Source organism: Pseudomonas abyssi, from assembly GCF_002307495.1.
GTDB lineage: Bacteria > Pseudomonadota > Gammaproteobacteria > Pseudomonadales > Pseudomonadaceae > Halopseudomonas > Halopseudomonas abyssi.
Window position 1 is genome coordinate 24,282 of the sequence record NZ_NTMR01000005.1, and the last position, 20,501, is coordinate 44,782.

Sequence of the window (20,501 nt, forward strand, 5' to 3'; positions counted from 1 at the left end):
GGCCAGTAGCCAGCGTGCCGTCCAAGCATGACAACTTATTGACCTCTTGAGAAGCAATCTTGCAGAAATGTCGGGCCTTTTTCGGAGAAAGGTCGCACATTTCAGGGGGACAGGCAGTGCTGCCATCTATTCTGGTCCTGGTTGGCTGCTACGCACGTTAATGGGGAAGTCGATGCCAGAACGTCTGGGACAGAGTGAGGAACATCGCCGTTCGGTGCTGCGCGCGCTGTTGTGGATCACCGTTGCGGCCGGGCTGGTGTTCGCCGCCATCAACTTTTCCCGCGGGCTCTATGCGCTGGCCAGCCTGGAAGTAGCCTACGCGCTGTTCGCCGGCGCCCTGCTGCCGATAGTCGGCACCACGCGTCATCTGTGGCGCTGGACGGTGGCTTACCTGGTGCCGTTTTTCTGCATCATGGAGTTTGCGCTGGTGCTGCCCAACACTTCCTTTACCGTGTTTGCCTGGATTCAGACCATCCCCATTATTTCCTATCTGTTGCTTGGGCGGCGCGGTGGTTTCTGGATGTCTCTGGTATTTATCAGTCTTGGCGTGGTGGCTTTTAACGTGCGCTATCTGACCGGTGACAGTGCCCTGCTGCAGATGGTTGTGGTCGCCAATGTGGGCTTCAGCAGTCTGGCAATGATGGTCTTCTCGCATATCTACGAGCGTAGCCGGGTCGATAACGAGCGGCGGCTGATCGAACTGGCCGGTACCGACAGCCTGACCGGACTGGCCAACCGCATGCGCCTGGCTGAAGAATTTCGGCGCATTCGCAGCCAGGTGGAGCGCAGTGATCAGGATCTGTCGCTGGTGGTCCTGGACCTGGACTGGTTCAAGCGGCTGAATGATCGCTTTGGCCATGAGGTGGGCGATTGCGCGCTGCAGCACACGGCGCAGCTGTTGGCAGCACGTTTGCGAGACTCGGATCTGCCCTGCCGCATCGGCGGCGAGGAGTTTGCCTTGTTGCTGCCGGGGGCTAGTCTGGCGCAGGCCGCTGAGCTGGCCGACGGGTTGCGCGCCCAGCTGGCACAGACGCCGCTGCAGGTAGGGCAGGAGCAGGTGGTGATCACCTTCAGCGCCGGCGTTGCCACCTTGGGCGAGGACGGTGACGACCTCAGTGCCCTGTTGCGCACGGCAGACCGGCGCATGTACGAGGCCAAGCACAGCGGTCGAGATCAGGTTGTTGCCGCCGGCCAGCGCTACCCGCTGGGTGCCGAGCTGCCGCGGGCCGGGGCGACTGCGCGTGTGGCGGAGGCGGACGATGGCGCGTCGAAGGATGTGTGAGCGCGTCTGCACCGGGGTTGTGCCGGCCAGAGGCTCTTCTACACTGGGGGTAGATTCCTGCCGAGCAGTGAGGAGACGAGCAATCATGTACATCGGTGTGCCGACTGAAATAAAGAACCATGAATACCGCGTGGGGCTGACGCCTGACTCGGTGCGTGAATTGACGGCCCATGGGCACCAGCTGCTGGTGCAATCCGGGGCAGGCAGTGCCATCGGGTTTAGCGATGAGCACTACCGTGAAGCTGGCGCCCGACTGGTGTCACGCGAGCAGGTCTTCAGCGACAGTGAGCTGGTGGTCAAGGTCAAGGAGCCCCAGGCTGAAGAGCGACGCCTGCTGCGTCCCGGGCAAACGCTGTTTACCTATCTGCATCTGGCCCCAGACCCCGCACAGACCCGCGACCTGCTGGCCTCTGGTGCAACCTGTATTGCCTACGAAACCGTTACCGACGCACAGGGACGGTTGCCGCTGCTGGCGCCGATGTCCGAAGTGGCTGGTCGTATGGCCATTCAGGCTGGTGCCGGCTGTCTGGAGAAGGCACGCGGTGGTCGTGGCGTCCTGCTGGGCGGGGTGCCGGGCGTGCCGGCGGGCCGCGTCGTCATCCTGGGTGGCGGTGTGGTGGGCAGCAATGCGCTGGCCATGGCGGTGGGCCTGGGCGCGCAGGTTATGGTGCTGGACAAGAGTCTGGATGTGCTGCGTCGGCTGGACGCCCAGTATGGCAATCGCATCGAGACCCGTTACGCCACAGCGACGGCGGTGGAGGCGGCGCTGCTGCAGGCCGATCTGGTGATCGGTGCGGTGCTGGTGCCCGGCGCTGCGGCGCCCAAGCTGATCAGCGCCGAGCTGATTCGCGCGATGCCGGCCGGCAGCGTGCTGGTTGATGTGGCGATTGATCAGGGGGGCTGTGCGCAAACCTCAAAGCCAACTACCCACGCGGAGCCGACCTATCTGGTTGACGAGGTGGTGCACTACTGCGTGGCCAATATGCCGGGAGGCGTCGCTCGGACCGCGACCCAGGCGTTGAATAATGCAACGCTGCCCTTTGTGCAGGCGCTGGCCGAGAAAGGTGTGGCGCGAGCGCTGCGCGAGGACGCGCATCTGGCCAATGGCCTCAACGTGAGCCACGGTGCGCTTTGCAACGCCGAGGTTGGGGCGGCGCTGGATATGCCGGTGCAGACGCTGGAAGAGGCGCTGGCCACCCTCGGAAGCGCGTCCTGAGCAAGGCGCCGGCAGGCGGCGCTCAGCCGTCTGCCGCTGCGTACTCGGCGCGCAGGGCGCTGATGCGCTCGTCCTTCGCCTGCCACAGGTCTGAAACCCACTGCTGAAAAGCAGCCCGGTACGCCGGGTCGTCGCTGTAGTTACCCTGCAGCAGTTCGCCGGGCAGCTGACACTCGCGGATATCGACGATGACGCGCGCAACCTGGCCACTGACCAGGCGCCAGAAGCCCGGCGGCTTGGCCTCCGGGTAGACGATGGTGACATCCAGTACGGTGCGCATCTGAGCACCCAGCGCGGCGACTACAAAGGCGATGCCACCAGCCTTGGGTTTAAGCAGGTGGCGGTAAGGCGACTGCTGTTGCTGTTGCTTGGCTGGCGTGAAGCGCGTGCCTTCCAGGTAGTTGACCACGGTCACCGGCAGGCTCTGGAATTTTTCGCAGGCGCGGCGGGTTATTTCCAGGTCTTTGCCACGGTCTTCGGGGTGGCGGTCCAGGTGCGCCTTGCTGTAGCGCTTCATGAAGGGGTAATCCAGTGCCCAGAACGCCAGCCCGAGAAACGGCACCCAGATCAGCTCGCGCTTGAGAAAGAACTTGAAGTACGGCGTCTTGCGATTGAACGCCTTGACCAGAGCAGGGATGTCTACCCAGGACTGGTGGTTACTGATGACCAGGTAGGAATGTCGGCTGCTGAGCGGTGTATCGCAGCGGACGTCCCAGTGGGTGGGGGTAAGCAGGGCAAAAATGGTTTTGTTGCCCTCGGCCCAGGTCTCGGCGATCCACATGACGCCAGCCGAGCAGGCTCGCTGCAGGGGCGGCCACGGCAGCAGCTTGATCAGCCCCAGCAGCAGCATCGGGCCAATACCGATCAGGGTGTTGAGCAATATCAGCAGGCAGGTCAGCAGGCCTGTCATCCAGTGGGGCATGGCGGGTTCCTTGTCGCTGGCAAGCGCCAAGCATAGCGAGTTTTGTGGCCGAGCGGCCAGCCGGCGTTCACCCGTACAGGGGATGGGCAGCGTGGTAAGCGGTTTCTATCGTCAATGTCCGGGGACGCAAGCCCTGCAGACGCGCTGACTAATCCGCCGGAGAGCGCACCGGCACGGCTCTGGAGCAGGTTGTTATGGCGGCGGTGGGTAAGCCCGAGCTGAAATACGCGGCATCGGCTGCGCTATGTGCGGGACTGCGTCAGCGCAGCCTGACCCGGCTGCTGCTGGCGTTGATCTCGGGGGCGTTGCTGTCGCTGCCCTGGGTTGACGGTGGTCTGTACTGGAGTGGCTGGGTCGGCTGGGTGCCTCTGCTGTTTGCGCTGCATGGCAGCAGCCTACGTCAGGCCACCCTGATCGGCTGGTGCTGCGGTACCGTGTTTTACCTCGGAACGGCCTACTGGATGGTTGACTTCGCCATCCACCTGAAGGGGCTGTCGCTGCCGGTCAGCCTGCTGTTGGCATCGTTGTTCTGGCTTTATGCCGGCGCCTCCCTCGCCGTCGGCTGCCTGCTGTTTCGCCTGATTTCGCGGCGTTTGCCGCAGCTTGATCTGATCAGTTTTCCGCTTGCGATCGTCATGTGCTGCGCGTTGTACCCGACGTTGTTTGACCTGCGCTTCAGTGAAACCCAGGCAGCCTTTTTACTGGCGCTGCAGGGCGTTGACCTGGTCGGCGCGCAGGGGCTCGACATGCTTATGCTGTTGAGCAACATGCTGCTATTTCAGTGGCTGCAGCGTGATATCGCGGGGGCGAAAGGGGGGCTGGCCGCGGTCGGCGCGACGCTGATACTTGCCTGGTTTGTCTACGGCTGGTTTGCCCTGGGCCACTGGGATCGCCAAGCCGCATCATGGCAAAGCATGCGGGTCGGACTGGTACAGCCCAATGACGCGCCGACCCGGCGTATTCCTGAGCCGCCTGAAGGCTACTCGCGCGAATACCCGGAAGAAATGGAAGCCACGCGCCGGCTGTCGGCGGCGGGGGCGCGCTGGGTGGCCTGGCCGGAGGCGCGCTACAAGGGCTACTTTGACCAGCAAAGCGTGCGTCAGGCCTGGGCAGACCAGATATTGGGCATGTCGTCAGACCTGTTCTTTCATGACGTGGAAACCCGTAACCGGCATGCCACGCCGATCAGTTACAACACCCTAGGCTGGCTGGGGCAGGATGGCTCGTTAGTGGCTCAGTATCGCAAGATGCAGCGCGTGCCGTTTGGCGAGTACCTGCCGACGTTCTGGACGTTGCCGGGCATCAACTGGCTGACCACCCGGTTTCTTGGCGACTACCTGCGTGAGGTCGGGGAGGGGCAGGAGCATGTCGACTTCCCTATAGAGGGCATGCGCGTAGTGCCCAAAATCTGCTACGAAACGGCCTTTCCCGAATTTATCGCGGAGGCCATCGGCAGCGATGCCGGTGGTAAGGTGCTGCTGTTTGTCTCCCAGGACAACTGGTTCGGCGAAAGCTCTCAACCCTTTCAGCACCGCGCGATGTCGATCGTGCGCGCGGTTGAGAATCGCGTGCCCATGCTGCACCTGATCAACAATGGCCCTTCTGTGGCGGCCCTGCCCAGCGGTCGCGCGATCGCCGGTACGCCGGCCTTCAGTCGTGCCGAAATGCTGGTTGATCTACCCTATTCGCCAACCAGCGGCGGCAGCTTTTTTACTCGTCATGCGCAATACCTGAACGGGGTCTGGTACACGGCGCTGGCCGTCTTGCTGGGCTGCGCGCTGTGGCCGCGTCGGCGGCGCTGAGGCCGTCTGCTCAGGCGAACTGGCCGGCGGTGTAGCCTGAGGACCAGGCCCACTGAAAGTTGAATCCTCCCAGATGCCCGCTGACATCCAGCACCTCGCCAATAAAGAACAGCCCCGGGCAGGTTTTGGCTTCCATGGTTTTGGAGCTGACGTCGTCGGTACTGACGCCCCCCAGTGTGACCTCCGCGGTGCGGTAGCCCTCGGTGCCTGATGGTTTGAGCTGCCAGTCGTTGAGCAGAGCGCCAATCTCCCGCAGCTGGCGGTCCGGCATCTCGGCCAGCGCGGTGTCGTCGTCGGCAGGCCACCAGAGCGTTTGCAGTTCCGCCACCAGTGACTTGGCCAGGTGAATGCCGAGGCGGGTTTTCAGCCGGCTGCGCGGTTGCTGCTGCTTTTCATCCAGCAGCCACCGGGCGGCGTCCAGGCTGGGCAGCAGGTCGATGCGCAGTGTGTCGCCGTTGTGCCAGTAGTTGGATATCTGCAGCATCGCCGGGCCACTCAGGCCGCGGTGCGTAAACAGCATCGCTTCGCTGAAATGGCGCCCGTTGCAGCTGACCTCGACATCCAGCGCCAGGCCGGCCAGCCGCTCGCAAACGGCCTTGAACTGGTCGCTGAAGGTAAAGGGCACGAGGCCTGCGTGGCGTGGCGTCAGCTTGAGGCCGAACTGTTCGGCGAGCTGATAGCCGAGACCGCTACCGCCCAGTGTCGGGATCGAGAGGCCGCCGGTGGCGACTACCAGCGACTGGCAGCGAAGGGTAACCGCGCGGCCCTGCTGTTCAACCTGCAGGATGAAACCGCCGCTCTCCTGGCGCGCTACGCTGGTTAGCTCACAGCGGGTACGAATGTCCACCTGGGCTTGCAGGCACTCATTCTCCAGCATGTCGAGAATCGGCTTGGCCGAATCGCGGCAGAACAACTGCTGATGTTTACGTTCTTCGTAGTCGATGGCATAGCTGCCGACCAGCGAGATGAAGTCCCATTGGTTATAGCGTTTGAGTGCCGACTTGCAGAAGTGCGGGTTGGCGGAAATAAAGTTGTCGGCTTCCACGCTGTAATTGGTGAAGTTGCAGCGCCCGCCGCCGGACATCAGGATCTTTTTGCCGATGCGGTTAGCCCGCTCGAGCACCAGCACCCTGCGTCCGCGCTGGCCTGCCGTTGCGGCGCACATCAGCCCGGAGGCGCCGGCGCCGAGTACGATCACGTCAAAGTCGGAGGCTGGCTGGGGCACGTCAGGAGTCCGCGAGTGGATGGCTGGAAGCGGCGAATTCTAGCATTGTTGGGGAGCCTGCGTAGAATGCGGCCTTATCGGTTATTGGAGGAAAACGGTATGTCATCGAACCACCCCCCGGGCTCTGCAGACCCCTTGCACGGCGTTACTCTGAAGGCGTTGCTGGAGTGGCTGGTAGAGCACTATGGTTGGGACGAGCTGGGACGTCGGGTACCCATCAACTGCTTCCTGCATGAACCGAGCATGAATTCCAGTCTCAAGTTTCTGCGTCGCACGCCCTGGGCCAGAGAGAAGGTGGAGGCCCTGTATATCGCCGCTCAGCGCTAAGCCATCCAGCCCAGTGTTGCGGCGCTCAGCAGCAGGTAGCGCCCACCTTTGGCTACGGCCACGATCAGGGTAAAGCGCCAGAGCGGCTCTCGCATGACCCCGGCGACGATGGTCAGCGGGTCACCGACGAAGGGCGCCCAGCTCAGCAGTAGCGACCAGTAGCCCCAGCGGTGGTAGGCCGCCTGGGTACGGGCCAGGCGCTCGGGTGTCAGCGGAAACCAGCGGCGTTGCTGGAAGTGCGTAATGTAGCGCCCCAGCCACCAGTTGAGGATGGCCCCCAGCAGGTTGCCGGTGGTGGCGACCAGCAGAACCGGGAGTGGAGCGTAGTGACCGCTCAGCAGCATGGCGACCAGCGCAAACTCCGACTGCAGCGGCAGCACGGTAGCGGCGCCAAGGGCGATCAGGAACAGACCAATATAACTACTCAACTCCCACATGGCGGCTCCGGCGCGGTTCGGCGCCCCAGCATAGCAGTCGAGGCTGGCGGCTGACCGCGTACCGCCAGATGATTGTGTGTCGTTGTGCGTCTGGGCCGGTGGCATTGCTGGCAGGTGGGTTGATGCCAGGGATTTATTTCTAATTTCCATAAATATCGAATCAATGCTTCACCGTGTCAGGCAAAGCAGGAATAATGGCGCGTTTTTCCCGCCGTACTGGAGTGTGCATGTCCGAGTTGTCTGCAGACCTGACCGATGTTTCCCCCGCTCACCCCGCTGGCTCGTTATCCTGGCTGATCCTGCTGGCGCTGGCCGTGGGCGGGTTTGGCATTGGCACCGGCGAGTTCGTGATTATGGGGCTGATGCCCACCATTGCCGCGGATCTGGCGGTTACCGAGCCGCAGGTTGGGCATGTGATCAGCAGCTACGCCCTCGGTGTGGTGGTTGGCGCGCCGATTCTGGCGATCTTTGGCGCCAGACTGTATCGCCGGCATCTGCTGTTGCTGCTGATGGTGTTTTTTGCACTGGGTAACCTCGCCAGTGCGCTGGCTCCGGACTACCACAGCCTGCTGCTGGCGCGCTTTGTTGCCGGCTTGCCGCACGGCGCCTACTTTGGCGTGGCGGCACTGGTGGCGGCCTCGCTGGTGGCACCGAACAAGCGCGCGGCGGCGGTCAGCCTGGTGATGCTGGGGCTGACGCTGGCGATCCTTCTGGGCAATCCGCTGGCGACCTTGCTCGGGCAGCAAATCGACTGGCGCTATGCCTTTGTTGCCGTGGCAGTCATTGCGCTGCTAACGGTGCTGCTGATCGCGTTGTTTCTACCGCTGGATCGGGGCGTGGTGCGCAGCAATCCGCTGGCCGAATTGCAGGCCTTTCGCCGTATTCAGGTGTGGTACGCGCTGGGTATTGGTGCCATCGGTTTTGCCGGCATGTTCTGTGTGTTCAGCTACCTGGCGGTGACCCTGCTGGAGGTGACCGGTGTCACGCCATTGGTTGTGCCACTGGCGGTGGCGACCTTTGGTGCCGGCACGCTGCTGGGCAACCTGGCCGGGGGCTGGCTGTTTGAGCGGCTACAGTTTGCTGCGGTAGGGGTGGTGTTGCTCTGGAGTATCGGCGTGCTGCTGCTGTTTCCCTTTGCCGTGCAGACCCTGTGGAGCGCACTGCTGGCGGCATTCTTGGTGGGCACCATGGTGGCGCTGTCACCCCCGCTGCAGACGCGCCTGATGGACGTGGCCGCCGATGCGCAGACGCTGGCCGCCGCCTCCCATCACGCGGCCTTCAACGTTGCCAACGCGCTGGGCCCCTGGCTGGGTGGCCTGGCGATCGGCGCCGGACTGGGCTGGACGGCCACCGGCTATGTTGGTGCGTTGACCGCCGTAGCTGGCCTGGGCCTGTTCCTGCTCTCCTGGCAGCGTCAGCGTCGCCACCCGGAAGAGCTCAGCCCGCCGATCTGACCTCAGGCGCTGGTCAGGTACTGATCGTTGAAGGCCTTGGCGCGTAGGGCCGCCGGGCGCTGGAACGCAGTGGCGACAAAGTCGGCAAAGCCTGGACGCTCGGGCACCACACCCTCGCTCATCGCCCAGCCCAGTTGTGCTGCCAGGTACAGGTCGGCGGCGGTGAAATGGTTGCCGCACAGCCAGGGGCCGCCCAGCAGCCCCTGTTGCACCGTGTTCAAGGTGTCTTCAAAGGTGCCAAAGCCGACCATGCGTGTGCGCTCTTCGGGCACCTCCCAAGCAAGCTTGCGGGCGGTAATCGCCTGTTCCAGCGGCCCGGCGGCAAAGAACAGCCAGCGCAGATAGGCGGCGCGCCGCGGGTCGTCGACCGGCGGCGCCAATTGGGCGCGGGGGAAACGATCGGCCAGATAGGCGCAGATGGCGGCACATTCGGTAATCAGCAGGTCGCCGTGCATCAGCGCAGGCACCTTGCCCATCGGGTTGATAGCCCGGTAGTGGTCGCTCTTCATGTCGTCGCCGTAGTCGATCCAGACGGTTTCATACGGCATCTGTAGCTCTTCGAGCATCCAGTGAACGAGACGACCGCGCGATTGCGGGTTGCTGTACAGGGTGAGTCCATGCATGGGTGTTTCTCCTTTTTGGCCAACACTCAGCATAGCTCTTGCGGCGGCGTCAGGTCATGAAAACCTTACCCAGCCCCACCGCGCTGGTCACCAGCAGGGTAACGCCGAGCACGCGGAAGAACTGGCCGCTGTCGTTGTGCAGCATGCGGTGATGAAAGCGCAAGCCAATCAGGTGGCCTACGGTGACGCAGGGCAGCAGCCAGAGATGGTGGATCAGTTGCAGGTCTACGCCGGCCCAGACAAAGGCGGCCATCTTGATCGAGACCAGCACGAACCAGAGTACGAACAGCGTATCGCGCAGTTGTTCGCGGGCAACATGCTGCGCTGCTACAGCAATGATCAGCGGAGCGCCGATCAGCGAAGTGCCGCTGATGTAGCCGCCGAGCATCAGGAACAGGGTATCGACTACCCGGCTGTTGCTGCGAAAGGGGCGGTTGAAGATGTACGACAGGGCGTAGCCTGAGACGATCACAAAGATGATCAGGCTCATGATCTTCGGCGGCAGGGTCAGCAGGCCGAATACCCCGATCAGCTTGGGGACCATCATTACCAGCAGCATATGGCCAAGGTAGCGCCAGTCGACCGAGCCACCTGCGTTGCCTTGCTGCTGCGCCGTCCTGGGTTGTCGCCGGTTGTTCATGATCACCGTTAGCGAGGAGAACAGCAGCAGGTGGGCGGCAATCAGGGGCAGGAATACCAGCGGATCATCGTGTATCAGCAGCAGGAAGGGGAGTGCCAGTACTGCGCCGCCAAAGCCCAGTCCGGAACGCACAAAGCCGCTCCAGACAAAGACCAGACCGATTAATACGTATTGCCAGAGACTCAAGTCGGTCATGGGTGCCCGCCGGATCAACAAAGCCGCTCAGTATACCGATCTTGCTGCCAGGTTGGCGTTGCGCTGCGGCGGACGCTCTGTTGCCCGCGCGGATCAACGCGCGATTCAGGCGCTGCGGTCCAGCGCCAGATCGGTATGGCTGTACAGGCGAAAGCTGCGGCTGGTGTCGGCGTAATCCCAGCGCGCCACCGAGCAGGCGTGAAACGGGCCGTCGGTGCTGTGCTCGATCAGATTCACCGAGTTGGGGATGTCGCCGCGCACACGTGACGACAGCGCGGTGCCGGCCTGCGCAGTCCAGGCCTGGCGCCCGCTGGTCTGCCCGTTCAGCGGGCGCACGTAGGGCAGGTGAATGTGCCCGGCGAGCAGCAGGTCCAGCCCGGCATCGACCCAGCGCGGCACCACGGCATCGCCGCCGATCAGGAGGTTGCTGCGGTCCGAGCTTTCCACCGCGCGCACCGGATGGTGCTGCATGACGAGGCGCAGCTGGCGCGCACTGGCCTGGCGCAGGCGATTCTCAACGCGTTCGATCTGCTCAGCAGTCAGCTCGCCGTTCTTGTGCCGGTCGGCGCGCGAGGAGTTCACGCCGATTACCAGCAGGCGCTCGGTTTCCAGCAGGGGTTCGAGGTCGGCGGCAAAGTTGTCCTGATAGTGGCCATAGGGACGCAGCAGGCGCTTGAAGGGGTTGAACAGCGGCATGTCGTGATTGCCGGGTACCGCCAGCATCGGAATGCCGAGCTGTTCCATGAACAGCCGGGCACGGCGGAACTGATCTGGCCGGGCGCGCTGGGTGATGTCTCCGCTGAGCAGCGCCAGGGTGGGCCGCTGTTCCTCTACCAGCTGCATCAGCGCGGTCATGACGGCTTGCTGTTCGGTGCCGAAGTGCGGGTCGGAGAGGTGCAGGATACGGGTCACGCACGCTCCCGCAGACGGTCGTCGCGCGGCACCAGCAGAGGCAGCGGCTGCTCGGCAACGCGAAACTCCAGCGGTGACTGCATCCAGCATATCTCGCCATCCATCGCCACCTTGACGCGCCGACGACGATGGCTGAGGTGTATCCGCAGCCGCTTGAAACCGAAGCTGATGACGTGTTCGTCCTCGCCCATGCGGCTCAGCAGGCCGCGCAGGACCAGCCCGTAGAGCGCCAGTGTGCCAAGTGGGCGTGCGGTCATGGCGACCAGCTCGCCCTGCTGCAGGCGTGTCTGCTCGTGAATGCCGATGTGCTCCAGCTGCAGCTCGTTATTGCCGACCACGATGGTCTGGGTACGCAGCTGGCGTGTTTGTTCGCCATTGTCTAGTTGCAAGTTGAGCTGGCGGTGTGCGCGTAACAGGGTGACCAGTGCTGACCACAGCGCGACCCAGCGGCTGCGTCCGTAGCGCTGCTTGTAGTCTTCACGGTCCTCAAGCAGGTCCGGATACAGACCCAGACTGGCGTTGACCAGAAACACGCGGCCATTGAGCTGACCTACCTGCACCGGCTCGATGACCGCGTCCAGCAGGCAGCGTGTCGCCGTTTCGGTGTCCTGGGAGATGCCGTAGGTACGGCCGAAATAGTTGAAGGTTCCCTGGGGAAGGATGCCGAAGGGCACATCGGCGCCGAGCACCACGTTGCTGACGGCGTTCAAGGTGCCGTCGCCGCCCGCTGCAATCACCGCGCCGCCCTCGCTGCGAGCGCGTTCCAGCGCCTGTTGCGCGGCGCTTTCCAGGCCACTGCCGGAGCCAACCTTGAACAGCTCGTAGCGCCGTCCGGCCGCGTCCAGTACGCGACGGATGCTGTCCTCCACTTCATTGCCGCGGTGATTGCCGGAGCCGGTGTTGAGCACGATAAACAGCGGTGTGTCCGCTGCCAGTGGCGTCCTTGCGGTTGTGGGCATGGTCGGTCTTTAACCTGATGATAAGGTGGGTTTGGGTTTTAGTCCTGATTCGCCGCCGGAAGGTTCAATGTCAGCGCTTCGGCAGGCCAAGCCTTAAGGTTGGGTTAAGGTGGTGAGCGTAACGTCGCGGCCACTTCTCCAAATTGCTTACAGGTACCTGCCATGCACGCGTCGCCACGCCGTTATCACGGCCTTTCCATTGCCCTCCACTGGCTCATGCTGCTGCTCATTGCAGCCGTCTACGCCTGCATCGAGCTCAAGGGAAACTTCCCGCGTGGCAGTGAACCCAGAGAGCTGCTCAAACAGTGGCATTTTGCGCTGGGCATGCTGGTCTGGGCGCTGGTCTGGGCTCGGCTGTTGGCACGCATGCTGTTGCCAGCGCCACCCGCCACGGTCGCCGCTGGCTGGCAGAACAAGCTGGCAGCGGCGATGCACCTCGCGTTGTATGGCCTGATGATTGGCCTGCCGCTGCTCGGCTGGCTGGTGCTCAGTGCGGCGGACAAGACGCAGGTTCTCAGCTTTACGCTACCGCCATTGCTGGCGCCGAACCAGGCGCTGGCCGGTCAGCTAAAGGAGATTCATGAGTGGCTTGGTGTAGCTGGCTACTGGCTGATTGGCCTGCACGCGGCTGCGGCGGTGCTGCACCACTATGTGCTGCGCGACGACACGCTCCGGCGCATGCTGCCGGGCCGGCAGCTGCGCTGACATTGACCTGCCCCTAGGGACTTCAGGGCTGCTGGCGGCAACCGGGTAGCCTGCTCACCAGTAGCGTCAGCGCAATGCCTAGGGTTGCGCCGGTGAACACGTCACTCGGCCAGTGCACTCCCAACGTCAGGCGCGACAGGCCAACCAGCGCGATCCAGCCTAGTGCCAGCCCCCACCAAGTGCGGCTCTGTGCCGGGTATACCCTGCACAGGACAGCCGCCAATGCGCTGGCGCACGCGGCCGTGCCCATGGTGTGGCCACTGGGAAAGCTGAAGCTGGCCAGCTCCAGGGTGTCCCACAGCGCGGGGCGTGGACGGGCAAAGACAGCCTTGAGCAGCACCACCAGCAACGCCCCCCCGAGGCCGCTGAGGCATAGCAGCAGGGCGTCAGCGCGCCTGCCCTGGCAGACAAGCCAGCCGCTCAGCAGGGCGATCAGCGGAGTAAGGAAGAGCGCCGAGCCACTATGGGTAAACAGGCCAAAGCCGGACATCAGCAAGGGTGTCAGGCTGGCTCGCAGGCTCAGCAATAGCTGCTGGTCCAGTTCGGCGACCAGGCCGCTCAGCATCAGTGCCGTGCTGATCAGCGCCAATGTGAGCAAAAACAGCGGCAGGTGCAGCGCGGGAGTCGGGCCTGCGGGCGCAGCGCCGTCAGCGGGCCGCCGCAGCGCCAACCAGAGGCCGTACCCGGTGGCGAGCAATAGTGGCAGCATCCATGGGTTGGGCATCGATTATGCGCCGTGGCGGGCTGCCCAGAGGCGGGCAGCGGGTGGATCAGAAGGTGTAGGTGCCGGGTGTCGGGTCCAGCACGGGCGGCAGCGAAGGTGTGAGCGTTGGCTCGGGCGTCGGCCGGGGGGCGGGCGGCGCGACCGGTTCTGGTTCGACGACTGTCAGGTGCTCAGCCAGGGTGGCTTGCCAGAGACGCTCGAACTCGCCAACAAAGCTGTGAAAGCTCTGCGCTTCGGCGCGCTGACGTGCGGAGTCAATGGCTTCCCGGCTGTTCCATACGGTCGCGCGCTGGGATTCGCGCTCGGTGGCCTCGGCGGCTCCGTATACAAAACCGGTGCGGACATCGACCAGCAGGGCTGACGTTGTGGCGCTGACAAAGGCCTGCTTGTTCGGCAAAAAGCCCAGGGTAATAGCCGACAACGGACCCAGTGCCGTGCTCTCGACGTTAAAGCTGGTGTCCAGCGTATAGACCAGCAGCAGATCGGCCTTCAGGCGCGCAGCACCCAGGCGCAGGTCGCGCAGGGTGTTGAGTTCCTGCGGCAGGATCAGGCGGGTCATGGGCGCGACCGCACTGAGCTGGTTCTGGCTGGCCAGCCGCTGCAGATCATCGGCACTTTCGATATCACGGGTGGTGACCACGCTGAACTGGCCGCTGCCATAGCTGTCTGCTGTCAGCGAGTGGTAGCCGGAGGACTGCACGCGCACGGTAGCCAGGCGCGCGGGAAACTGTACCGCAGGCTCCAGGGACATCAGTGCGCTGATGTCTCCGTCGCCCAGGGCGGCCATATTGACCCCCGCGGCGGGGGTGGTGTAAGTCGCACAGCCTTGCAGGATCGACAGACCCAGCGCAAGGAGGGAGACGAGTATACGTCGGTTCACGGCGTAACGTTCCTTGGGAAATAGAGTGGCGGACCGACTAGGATGTCAGTTGACAGCGGTCTGGCGGACCGCAAATGGTATCGCGTTGAAGGCGGTGCAACAATCTGCAGCAGAATCTTTCTTGGCTCGTCGAGCGGCATTGATGCGCGTGGGTCGCCAGGACACGTACACTAGTCTCTTCGCATGTCGTCAGGGTAACAGCCAGTGAGTGAACTTTTTCGTATCGAACATCGTGATCCCGACACCTTCAGAAGAGAGACCCGGCGCAGCAGTGTGATTGTTGTGGTGGTCTTCGCGGTGCTCGGTATGGGGTTGCCGGCCCTGCTGGTTGCGTTGTTTGGCGGCGCCGATGGCAGCAATTTTGGCTGGAATCTGACCGGCGTCCTGCTGGCGCTCGTATTGACTGTGACCTTGGTGCGCACGGTGTTTCTGAAGCAGCGCTGGATGGCGTCGGCGGCCTATGGTTGGCGGCTCAAGCGCGCGCTGATGCGGGTCACCAACCAGATGCATCAGGTCAAGGACGGGGTACAGGCCGGCGACGAGAACGCGCTGCGAGTGCTGCGTTTCTACCATCTGGGTCTGCAGGAAATGCATCACCTGGAGGGTAACAGCAGCGATATGCTGGAGCTGGTTGCCGAACGCGAGCAACTGCGTGAGACGTTGCTCGCCCGTGGTCTACCGGAAGATCAGCCAGCCCTGTATAGCGAGTGGCTTGAGGCGCTGAAGGAATAAGGGCCGCTGCGGCCGGGTTTGCCGGGCTGAGTTCGGGCCGGCAGCGGTCACTTGGGTGGCATGACTACCCATTCAGGCTCATCAAACTCACCGATCAGGCGGATATCGCAAAAGCGTGCGGCGCCGCGAATGATGTCGGCCACCTCGGCGTTTGGCTTGCCTTCCATCGCGTCGCGCTGGGCCTTGCTGTCCCAGTGGGCGATGGCAATCAGCTTGTCCGGCGATTGCAGGCTGCGGTGCAGCTCGGTGCCCCGCGCACCGGGGGCCTGCTGGATCAGCTCGCTGGCATGTACCCAGGCTTCGGCATAATCCTCGGCGCGGTAGCCGGGCTTGATGGTGACCTCGAAGATATATTTCATTGTCGACTCCCTGGTTTGTCGTGCAGCTGACTCAGCGTCGTGTACTGTCGATTTCGACCAGCCGACCGTCGATGAAGCGCAGGCTGCGCACCATCACGTTGGTGGGGCCGTAGCTCCACTGCTCGATATTGACGCTACCCTCGGCCTGGTAGCCGTCGGGGTCGATGTATTGCGGTGTACGCTCGCGGGTATCGGGCTCACCGCACGTCTCAAGCACCTCCGCGATCGAGGCGCCGGTTGCGATAATGCCGTGATCACAGCGCATGGTGGCCGCCTGTGAGGCTGAAGCCGTCACAAGAGCGATGATGAAAACGGCAACGTTTCTAGCGGGCATGAGACGCCTCCTTCGTCGGCTTTGTCGCTTGTCATCATGCCTGCGTTGGCTCGTGAGGTCGAACTGCGCACACAAAAAAGCCCGGCATCTAGCCGGGCTTTTTGTTGCAGCGAGGCTTACAGGCCGAACTTGGCCTTGAACTCGCGGCGGCGGCGGTGCAGGACCGGCTCGGTGTAGCCGTTCGGCTGCTTGGTGCCCTCAACGCACAGCTCAACGGCGGCCTGGAAGGCAACGCTGTCGTCAAAGTTCGGCGCCATCGGCTTGTAGGCCGGGTCGCTTTCGTTCTGACGGTCAACCACTGCAGCCATGCGCTTCATGGTTTCCATCACCTGCTCTTCGCTGCAGATGCCGTGGCGCAGCCAGTTGGCGATGTGCTGGCTGGAAATACGCAGGGTGGCGCGGTCTTCCATCAGACCTACATCGTTGATGTCCGGAACCTTGGAGCAGCCAACGCCCTGGTCGATCCAGCGTACAACGTAGCCGAGGATGCCTTGGGCGTTGTTGTCCAGTTCCTGCTGGATGTCGGCAGCGGACCAGTCGGTGCTGGGCGCCAGCGGGATGGTCAGGATGTCGTCAACGGAGGCCGGGGTGCGCTTGGCCAGCTCGTCCTGACGCTCGGCCACGTTGACCTTGTGGTAGTGCAGGGCGTGCAGGGTAGCGGCGGTCGGGGACGGAACCCAGGCAGTATTGGCACCGGCCATCGGGTGACCGATCTTCTGCTCCAGCATGGCAGCCATCAGGTCGGGCATTGCCCACATGCCTTTACCGATTTGCGCGCGGCCTTTCAGGCCGGTTGCCAGACCGATGTCGACGTTGTTGTTCTCGTAGGCACCGATCCAGACTGCGCCCTTGATCTCACCCTTGCGGATGAAAGCGCCGGCTTCCATAGAGGTGTGGATCTCGTCGCCGGTACGGTCGAGGAAGCCGGTGTTGATAAACACAACGCGCTCGCTGGCGGCCTTGATGCAGGCTTTCAGGTTGATGGTGGTGCGACGCTCTTCGTCCATGATGCCGACTTTCAGCGTGTTGCGGGTCAGGCCCAGCATGTCTTCAACGCGGCCGAACAGCTCGTTGGTGAAGGCCACTTCTTCCGGACCGTGCATTTTCGGCTTAACGATGTAGACCGAACCGGTGCGGGTGTTCTTGCGGCTGGTGTTGCCGTTCAGGTTGTGGATCGCGATCAGGCTGGTAACCGCTGCGTCCATGATGCCTTCCGGCACTTCGTTGCCGTCCTGATCGAGGATCGCATCGTTGGTCATCAGGTGGCCAACGTTACGCACGAACAGCAGCGAGCGGCCGTGCAGGGTCAGGGTAGAACCGTCGGCCTTGGTGTACTCGCGGTCCGGGTTCATGGTGCGGGTGAAGCTGCTGCCGCCCTTGCTGACGGATTCGGCCAGGTCACCTTTCATCAGGCCCAGCCAGTTGGTGTAGACCACGGTCTTGTCGGCGGCATCAACGGCGGCAACGGAGTCTTCGCAGTCCATGATGGTGGTCAGTGCCGATTCCATCAGCACGTCTTTGACGCCGGCAGCGTCGGTCTGGCCGATGTTGCTGGTCGCATCGATCTGGATTTCGAAGTGCAGGCCGTTGTGTTTGAGCAGCACGGCAGTCGGGGCTGCGGCGTCGCCCTGGAAGGCGATGAACTGGGCGGCGTCTTTCAGGCCGGTGCTGCTGCCGTCTTTCAGGGCAACGCTCAGCTGGCCGTCCTTGACGGTGTAGCTGGTGGAGTCAACGTGGGAACCATTGGCCAGCGGAGCTGCCTCATCAAGGAAGGCACGGGCAAAGGCGATGACCTTGTTGCCACGGATTTCGTTGTAGCCCGGGCCCTTGGTGGCGCCGTTTTCTTCGGAGATGGCGTCGGTACCGTACAGTGCGTCGTACAGCGAACCCCAACGGGCGTTGGCGGCGTTCAGGGCAAAACGGGCATTCATGACCGGCACAACCAGCTGCGGGCCGGCCATGGTGGCGATTTCTTCGTCAACGTTCTGGGTGGTAGCCTGGAAGTCAGCCGGCTCGGGCAGCAGGTAGCCGATTTCCTGCAGGAAGGCTTTGTACTCGGCGGCGTTGTGGGCTTGACCGGCGCGGGCCTGGTGCCAGGCATCGATCTGCGCCTGGAAGTCGTCGCGCTTGGCCAGCAGTGCCTTGTTCTTGGGAGCCAGGTCTTTGATCAGGGCTTCTACACCGGCCCAGAAGGCGGCTGCCTCGACACCGGTGCCGGGGATGGCACGCTCGTTGATGAAGTCGTGGAGAACCTTGGCTACTTGCAAACTGCCAACTTGGACGCGATCTGTCATGTTACACCCTCACTGTGCTGACAACCTGCGCGCTACGCGCATCAGGACGTGGAAATTGGAGACGCGGTATGTTACACGATGATCTGTTGCAAAGCATGCCTGACGGGCGCAATTGTGCCGGGGCCACCGCAGATCAGGGAGTGACTCGCGGGTCATACCACCAGACGAGACACTCGATGGACCAGGCTTTTTTTTCTTCCCTTGCCGACTCCCTGCCGCAGCTTGAGCCTGGCCGTGCTGCCGATGAAGCTGCGCGCCGTTATGCGGGTTATTACGGTATCGACTTTCACGACCGCGCGGCCCAGCACCTGGGGCGCATCGAGGTGGACGGTTTCAGCGTTGCCACGCAGATATGGAAGCCGCCGGTGGCCCGCGGCACGCTGCTGATTCTGCACGGCTATTACGATCATATGGGGCTGTATCGGCATCTGATCCAGTGGGCGCTGGAGCAGCACTACGCGGTGCTGGCCTTCGATCTGCCCGGGCACGGCCTGTCGAGTGGCGAGCGCGCCAGTATCGACTGCTTTCTGCGCTACCAGAAAGTACTCGACGGGGTGCTGGAGCAGGCGCTGCTGTGGCAACTGCCGGCGCCCTGGCACATGCTGGGACAGAGCACCGGTGGTGCGATTTTGATCGACCGTCTGTTGCACGGTGAGCTGCCCGCACAGCTGGGACGCACGGTGCTGATGGCGCCGCTGGTGCGTCCGCGCCAGTGGCTGTTCTCGCAAATGGGGTTGAAGCTGCTTGGCGGGTTCGTGCAGCAGCTGGGACGACGTTTTACCGATAACTCCACCGATGAGGCCTTTCTCGAATTCATTCGCTCGCGCGATCCGCTGCAGCCCCAGGTGCTGCCGGTGGCCTGGGTGCAGGCGCTGGAGCGCTGGATTCCGCGCATCGAATCGGCCGCCGCGGTAGAGCATCAGCCGCTGATCATTCAGGGGCAGGAAGACGGCACTGTGGACTGGCAGCACAATATTCAGGTGCTGGAGAGCAAGTTCGCCGGCCTGGACACCTTCTATCTGCCGACCGCGCGTCATCATCTGGCCAACGAGCACCAGAGCCTGCGGCAGCAGTATCTGGACTGGCTGGCACCGCGTCTGCTGTCCTGAGCAGATGCGTTTAGCGACGGGTGACGCTAGTCGGCGGCCGGCAGGCTGAGACGCAGGGTGCTCGGCAACGCGGCGTCGAAGCTGACGCTGCCGCCGGCATTTTCGATCACCCGTCGAACAATCGGCAGGCCCAGCCCTGTCCCGCTGCTGCCCTGTCTACCCTTGCGAAAACGCTCGAACATCGCTTCCTGATGAGCCAGCGGCACGCCCTGGCCCTCATCGCTGATGCTGACCTCCACTGATTGGCCGTCGCGCCTCGCCTGCAGTCGAACCTTGCCCTGGCCGTGCAACAACGCATTTTCCAGCAGGTTGATCAGCGCCTGACGCAGCTCCTCTGCCTGTCCCTGACACTGCAGCCCGTCCTCTATCACTACCTCCAGCGTGCGTTGTTGTTCCTCGAACAGAGGCAGTAGTGAGGCCGCTACCTCGCGGGCCAGCCGCGACAGCGCGGTGCTCTCGCCCGATCTGGTCATGTGCTGCCCCTCATCCTGCCGCGCCAGTGTCAGCAACTGCTCGACTAATCGGGTGAGTTGACGCATCTCCTGTTCCAGCGCCGGCCAGTCCGGATTGCCGCTGCGGCGTGCGTCCTGCAGACGCAGGTCCAGCACTGTCAGTGGTGTGCGCAGTTCGTGAGCGGCATCGGCGATAAAACGCTGCGAGGCGTCGTAGGCGCTGGCCAGGCGGTCCAGCGCCTGATTTGCGGCATTGGCCAGGGGTTGTATTTCCCTTGGCAGGTCGGCCAGGGGAATGCGCTGGGCCGGTGCCTGCGGACCAATGTTCGCGGCCAGCGCAGTGGCCCGGCCTACGGGGCGCAGGGTCCAGTGCAGCAGGCTCAGAATCAGACCGGCGGCCAGCAAACCGAGCGGGATGACAAACAGCACACTGTGACGCAGACGATCCAGGAGCAACTGGTTGAGCATGGCGCGTTCCGCCGCGTCGTTGCGCGAGACCATCAACACGGAGCCGTCGGCCAGGGCAATGGGCACATTGATCACCTGCCCGCCGAAGGGGCTCCAGTGCCACCAGCTGTCGTGATCCTCCGGGGCAGGCAGGCGCAGGCGCCGCGGACGCGGCATGTAGTCGGCGAAGCTGTGCAGGCTGCCGTCGGGAGTGTAGAGGGTGTACTCCATTTCGTTGCCAGCGTGGTAGCGCGGCAACGCGCTGATCGGTTGATCGGCGCTGTATCCCTCGCTGACCGTGCGTGCTTGCAGCAGCAGAATGCTGCGCCGCAGATCGTCCCGGGTGCCGTAGGTATGCACCGCTGACAGGCTGGAACCCAGTACAAAGACCAGCAGCAGGGCGACGAGGATGCGCAGACGCAGGCTGCGCCCAGATCTTGTCAGCTTGCTGTCAGCTAGCGCTGGCATAGT

General features: G+C 63.3%; 21 protein-coding genes. 8 read left to right on the forward strand and 13 right to left on the reverse strand.

Going from position 1 to position 20,501, the window contains the following annotated elements; all coding sequences use genetic code 11:
• Nucleotides 1–172 precede the first annotated feature (172 nt).
• Both CNQ84_RS04770 and ald read left to right on the forward strand, forming a co-directional pair.
• Complete coding sequence (locus CNQ84_RS04770; RefSeq protein ID WP_096003779.1) at nucleotides 173–1,282, forward strand: GGDEF domain-containing protein; 1,110 nt, start codon at nucleotides 173–175, stop codon at nucleotides 1,280–1,282.
• Nucleotides 1,283–1,367: 85 nt separating this feature from the next.
• Nucleotides 1,368–2,498 (forward strand): alanine dehydrogenase, encoded by a 1,131-nt coding sequence (ald, locus tag CNQ84_RS04775; RefSeq protein ID WP_096003780.1) that lies wholly within the window; start codon nucleotides 1,368–1,370, stop codon nucleotides 2,496–2,498.
• 22 nt (nucleotides 2,499–2,520) lie between these two features.
• Here ald and CNQ84_RS04780 read toward each other — a convergent pair whose 3' ends face one another.
• A complete protein-coding gene (locus CNQ84_RS04780) occupies nucleotides 2,521–3,420 on the reverse strand; it encodes an acyltransferase (protein ID WP_096003781.1) in 900 nt (299 codons plus the stop codon).
• Between the two features lie 194 nt (nucleotides 3,421–3,614).
• Between CNQ84_RS04780 and lnt the strand changes: the two genes are divergently transcribed.
• Nucleotides 3,615–5,222, forward strand: a complete 1,608-nt coding sequence (gene lnt / locus CNQ84_RS04785) for an apolipoprotein N-acyltransferase (RefSeq protein ID WP_096003782.1) — start codon at nucleotides 3,615–3,617, stop codon at nucleotides 5,220–5,222.
• Nucleotides 5,223–5,232: 10 nt separating this feature from the next.
• On the opposite strand, the gene CNQ84_RS04790 is transcribed toward lnt, so the two are convergent.
• Entirely contained in the window at nucleotides 5,233–6,447 is a 1,215-nt protein-coding gene (locus tag CNQ84_RS04790) for a BaiN/RdsA family NAD(P)/FAD-dependent oxidoreductase (protein ID WP_096003783.1), read from the reverse strand.
• 99 nt (nucleotides 6,448–6,546) lie between these two features.
• Between CNQ84_RS04790 and CNQ84_RS04795 the strand changes: the two genes are divergently transcribed.
• Entirely contained in the window at nucleotides 6,547–6,774 is a 228-nt protein-coding gene (locus tag CNQ84_RS04795) for a VF530 family protein (protein WP_096003784.1), read from the forward strand.
• On the opposite strand, the gene CNQ84_RS04800 is transcribed toward CNQ84_RS04795, so the two are convergent.
• Nucleotides 6,771–7,211: a YqaA family protein gene (locus CNQ84_RS04800; RefSeq protein WP_096003785.1), complete on the reverse strand. Its 441-nt coding sequence runs from the start codon at nucleotides 7,209–7,211 to the stop codon at nucleotides 6,771–6,773. The genes CNQ84_RS04795 and CNQ84_RS04800 overlap by 4 nt on opposite strands.
• Nucleotides 7,212–7,447: 236 nt before the next feature.
• Between CNQ84_RS04800 and CNQ84_RS04805 the strand changes: the two genes are divergently transcribed.
• Nucleotides 7,448–8,665 carry an MFS transporter gene (locus CNQ84_RS04805; RefSeq protein ID WP_425439950.1) on the forward strand — a complete coding sequence of 406 codons (1,218 nt, stop codon included), beginning with the start codon at nucleotides 7,448–7,450 and terminating at the stop codon, nucleotides 8,663–8,665.
• A gap of 2 nt (nucleotides 8,666–8,667) precedes the next feature.
• Here CNQ84_RS04805 and CNQ84_RS04810 read toward each other — a convergent pair whose 3' ends face one another.
• The 4 genes from CNQ84_RS04810 to CNQ84_RS04825 all read right to left on the reverse strand — a co-directional run bounded on the left by CNQ84_RS04810 (nucleotide 8,668) and on the right by CNQ84_RS04825 (nucleotide 11,994).
• Nucleotides 8,668–9,288 carry a glutathione S-transferase family protein gene (locus CNQ84_RS04810; protein WP_096003787.1) on the reverse strand — a complete coding sequence of 207 codons (621 nt, stop codon included), beginning with the start codon at nucleotides 9,286–9,288 and terminating at the stop codon, nucleotides 8,668–8,670.
• Nucleotides 9,289–9,337: 49 nt separating this feature from the next.
• Nucleotides 9,338–10,123: a sulfite exporter TauE/SafE family protein gene (locus CNQ84_RS04815; RefSeq protein WP_065335910.1), complete on the reverse strand. Its 786-nt coding sequence runs from the start codon at nucleotides 10,121–10,123 to the stop codon at nucleotides 9,338–9,340.
• 105 nt (nucleotides 10,124–10,228) lie between these two features.
• A complete protein-coding gene (locus tag CNQ84_RS04820) occupies nucleotides 10,229–11,035 on the reverse strand; it encodes a metallophosphoesterase family protein (protein WP_096003788.1) in 807 nt (268 codons plus the stop codon).
• Entirely contained in the window at nucleotides 11,032–11,994 is a 963-nt protein-coding gene (locus tag CNQ84_RS04825; RefSeq protein ID WP_096003789.1) for a diacylglycerol/lipid kinase family protein, read from the reverse strand. The genes CNQ84_RS04820 and CNQ84_RS04825 overlap by 4 nt, the downstream gene beginning before the upstream one ends.
• A 162-nt stretch (nucleotides 11,995–12,156) precedes the next feature.
• Here CNQ84_RS04825 and CNQ84_RS04830 point away from each other — a divergent pair, with 162 nt between their 5' ends.
• The gene (locus tag CNQ84_RS04830) at nucleotides 12,157–12,699 is read left to right on the forward strand and encodes a cytochrome b (protein WP_096003790.1); all 543 of its coding nucleotides are present in this window, start codon (nucleotides 12,157–12,159) and stop codon (nucleotides 12,697–12,699) included.
• A gap of 22 nt (nucleotides 12,700–12,721) precedes the next feature.
• Here CNQ84_RS04830 and CNQ84_RS04835 read toward each other — a convergent pair whose 3' ends face one another.
• Nucleotides 12,722–13,423: a phosphatase PAP2 family protein gene (locus CNQ84_RS04835; RefSeq protein WP_096003791.1), complete on the reverse strand. Its 702-nt coding sequence runs from the start codon at nucleotides 13,421–13,423 to the stop codon at nucleotides 12,722–12,724.
• 46 nt (nucleotides 13,424–13,469) lie between these two features.
• Entirely contained in the window at nucleotides 13,470–14,303 is an 834-nt protein-coding gene (locus tag CNQ84_RS04840; protein ID WP_096003792.1) for a hypothetical protein, read from the reverse strand.
• A 204-nt stretch (nucleotides 14,304–14,507) separates the two neighbouring features.
• On the opposite strand from CNQ84_RS04840, the gene CNQ84_RS04845 reads away from it, so the two are divergent.
• Complete coding sequence (locus tag CNQ84_RS04845) at nucleotides 14,508–15,035, forward strand: DUF3087 family protein (protein WP_096003793.1); 528 nt, start codon at nucleotides 14,508–14,510, stop codon at nucleotides 15,033–15,035.
• Between the two features lie 47 nt (nucleotides 15,036–15,082).
• Here the strand turns inward: CNQ84_RS04845 and CNQ84_RS04850 are convergent, their stop codons facing one another.
• The 3 genes from CNQ84_RS04850 to CNQ84_RS04860 all read right to left on the reverse strand — a co-directional run bounded on the left by CNQ84_RS04850 (nucleotide 15,083) and on the right by CNQ84_RS04860 (nucleotide 18,022).
• On the reverse strand, nucleotides 15,083–15,394 hold the full coding sequence (locus tag CNQ84_RS04850; RefSeq protein WP_096003794.1) for an antibiotic biosynthesis monooxygenase family protein: 312 nt from the start codon (nucleotides 15,392–15,394) through the stop codon (nucleotides 15,083–15,085).
• Nucleotides 15,395–15,425: 31 nt separating this feature from the next.
• The gene (locus tag CNQ84_RS04855; RefSeq protein WP_245841255.1) at nucleotides 15,426–15,659 is read right to left on the reverse strand and encodes a DUF2845 domain-containing protein; all 234 of its coding nucleotides are present in this window, start codon (nucleotides 15,657–15,659) and stop codon (nucleotides 15,426–15,428) included.
• 185 nt (nucleotides 15,660–15,844) lie between these two features.
• Nucleotides 15,845–18,022 (reverse strand): malate synthase G, encoded by a 2,178-nt coding sequence (locus tag CNQ84_RS04860; RefSeq protein ID WP_096003796.1) that lies wholly within the window; start codon nucleotides 18,020–18,022, stop codon nucleotides 15,845–15,847.
• A 176-nt stretch (nucleotides 18,023–18,198) separates the two neighbouring features.
• On the opposite strand from CNQ84_RS04860, the gene bipL reads away from it, so the two are divergent.
• Nucleotides 18,199–19,131: a phospholipase BipL gene (gene bipL / locus CNQ84_RS04865; RefSeq protein WP_096003797.1), complete on the forward strand. Its 933-nt coding sequence runs from the start codon at nucleotides 18,199–18,201 to the stop codon at nucleotides 19,129–19,131.
• Nucleotides 19,132–19,157: 26 nt separating this feature from the next.
• Here bipL and CNQ84_RS04870 read toward each other — a convergent pair whose 3' ends face one another.
• Entirely contained in the window at nucleotides 19,158–20,498 is a 1,341-nt protein-coding gene (locus CNQ84_RS04870; RefSeq protein ID WP_096003798.1) for a sensor histidine kinase, read from the reverse strand.
• Between the last annotated feature and the right edge of the window lie 3 nt (nucleotides 20,499–20,501).

Bases quoted from the DNA above. Each gene is read 5' to 3' on its own strand.
- CNQ84_RS04770 (WP_096003779.1), top strand. From the start codon at position 173: ATGCCAGAACGTCTGGGACAGAGTGAGGAACATCGCCGTTCGGTGCTG.
- ald (WP_096003780.1), top strand. From the start codon at position 1,368: ATGTACATCGGTGTGCCGACTGAAATAAAGAACCATGAATACCGCGTG.
- CNQ84_RS04780 (WP_096003781.1), bottom strand. From the start codon at position 3,420: ATGCCCCACTGGATGACAGGCCTGCTGACCTGCCTGCTGATATTGCTC.
- lnt (WP_096003782.1), top strand. From the start codon at position 3,615: ATGGCGGCGGTGGGTAAGCCCGAGCTGAAATACGCGGCATCGGCTGCG.
- CNQ84_RS04795 (WP_096003784.1), top strand. From the start codon at position 6,547: ATGTCATCGAACCACCCCCCGGGCTCTGCAGACCCCTTGCACGGCGTT.
- CNQ84_RS04800 (WP_096003785.1), bottom strand. From the start codon at position 7,211: ATGTGGGAGTTGAGTAGTTATATTGGTCTGTTCCTGATCGCCCTTGGC.
- CNQ84_RS04810 (WP_096003787.1), bottom strand. From the start codon at position 9,288: ATGCATGGACTCACCCTGTACAGCAACCCGCAATCGCGCGGTCGTCTC.
- CNQ84_RS04815 (WP_065335910.1), bottom strand. From the start codon at position 10,123: ATGACCGACTTGAGTCTCTGGCAATACGTATTAATCGGTCTGGTCTTT.
- CNQ84_RS04825 (WP_096003789.1), bottom strand. From the start codon at position 11,994: ATGCCCACAACCGCAAGGACGCCACTGGCAGCGGACACACCGCTGTTT.
- CNQ84_RS04830 (WP_096003790.1), top strand. From the start codon at position 12,157: ATGCACGCGTCGCCACGCCGTTATCACGGCCTTTCCATTGCCCTCCAC.
- CNQ84_RS04835 (WP_096003791.1), bottom strand. From the start codon at position 13,423: ATGCCCAACCCATGGATGCTGCCACTATTGCTCGCCACCGGGTACGGC.
- CNQ84_RS04850 (WP_096003794.1), bottom strand. From the start codon at position 15,394: ATGAAATATATCTTCGAGGTCACCATCAAGCCCGGCTACCGCGCCGAG.
- CNQ84_RS04855 (WP_245841255.1), bottom strand. From the start codon at position 15,659: ATGCGCTGTGATCACGGCATTATCGCAACCGGCGCCTCGATCGCGGAG.
- CNQ84_RS04860 (WP_096003796.1), bottom strand. From the start codon at position 18,022: ATGACAGATCGCGTCCAAGTTGGCAGTTTGCAAGTAGCCAAGGTTCTC.
- bipL (WP_096003797.1), top strand. From the start codon at position 18,199: ATGGACCAGGCTTTTTTTTCTTCCCTTGCCGACTCCCTGCCGCAGCTT.
- CNQ84_RS04870 (WP_096003798.1), bottom strand. From the start codon at position 20,498: ATGCCAGCGCTAGCTGACAGCAAGCTGACAAGATCTGGGCGCAGCCTG.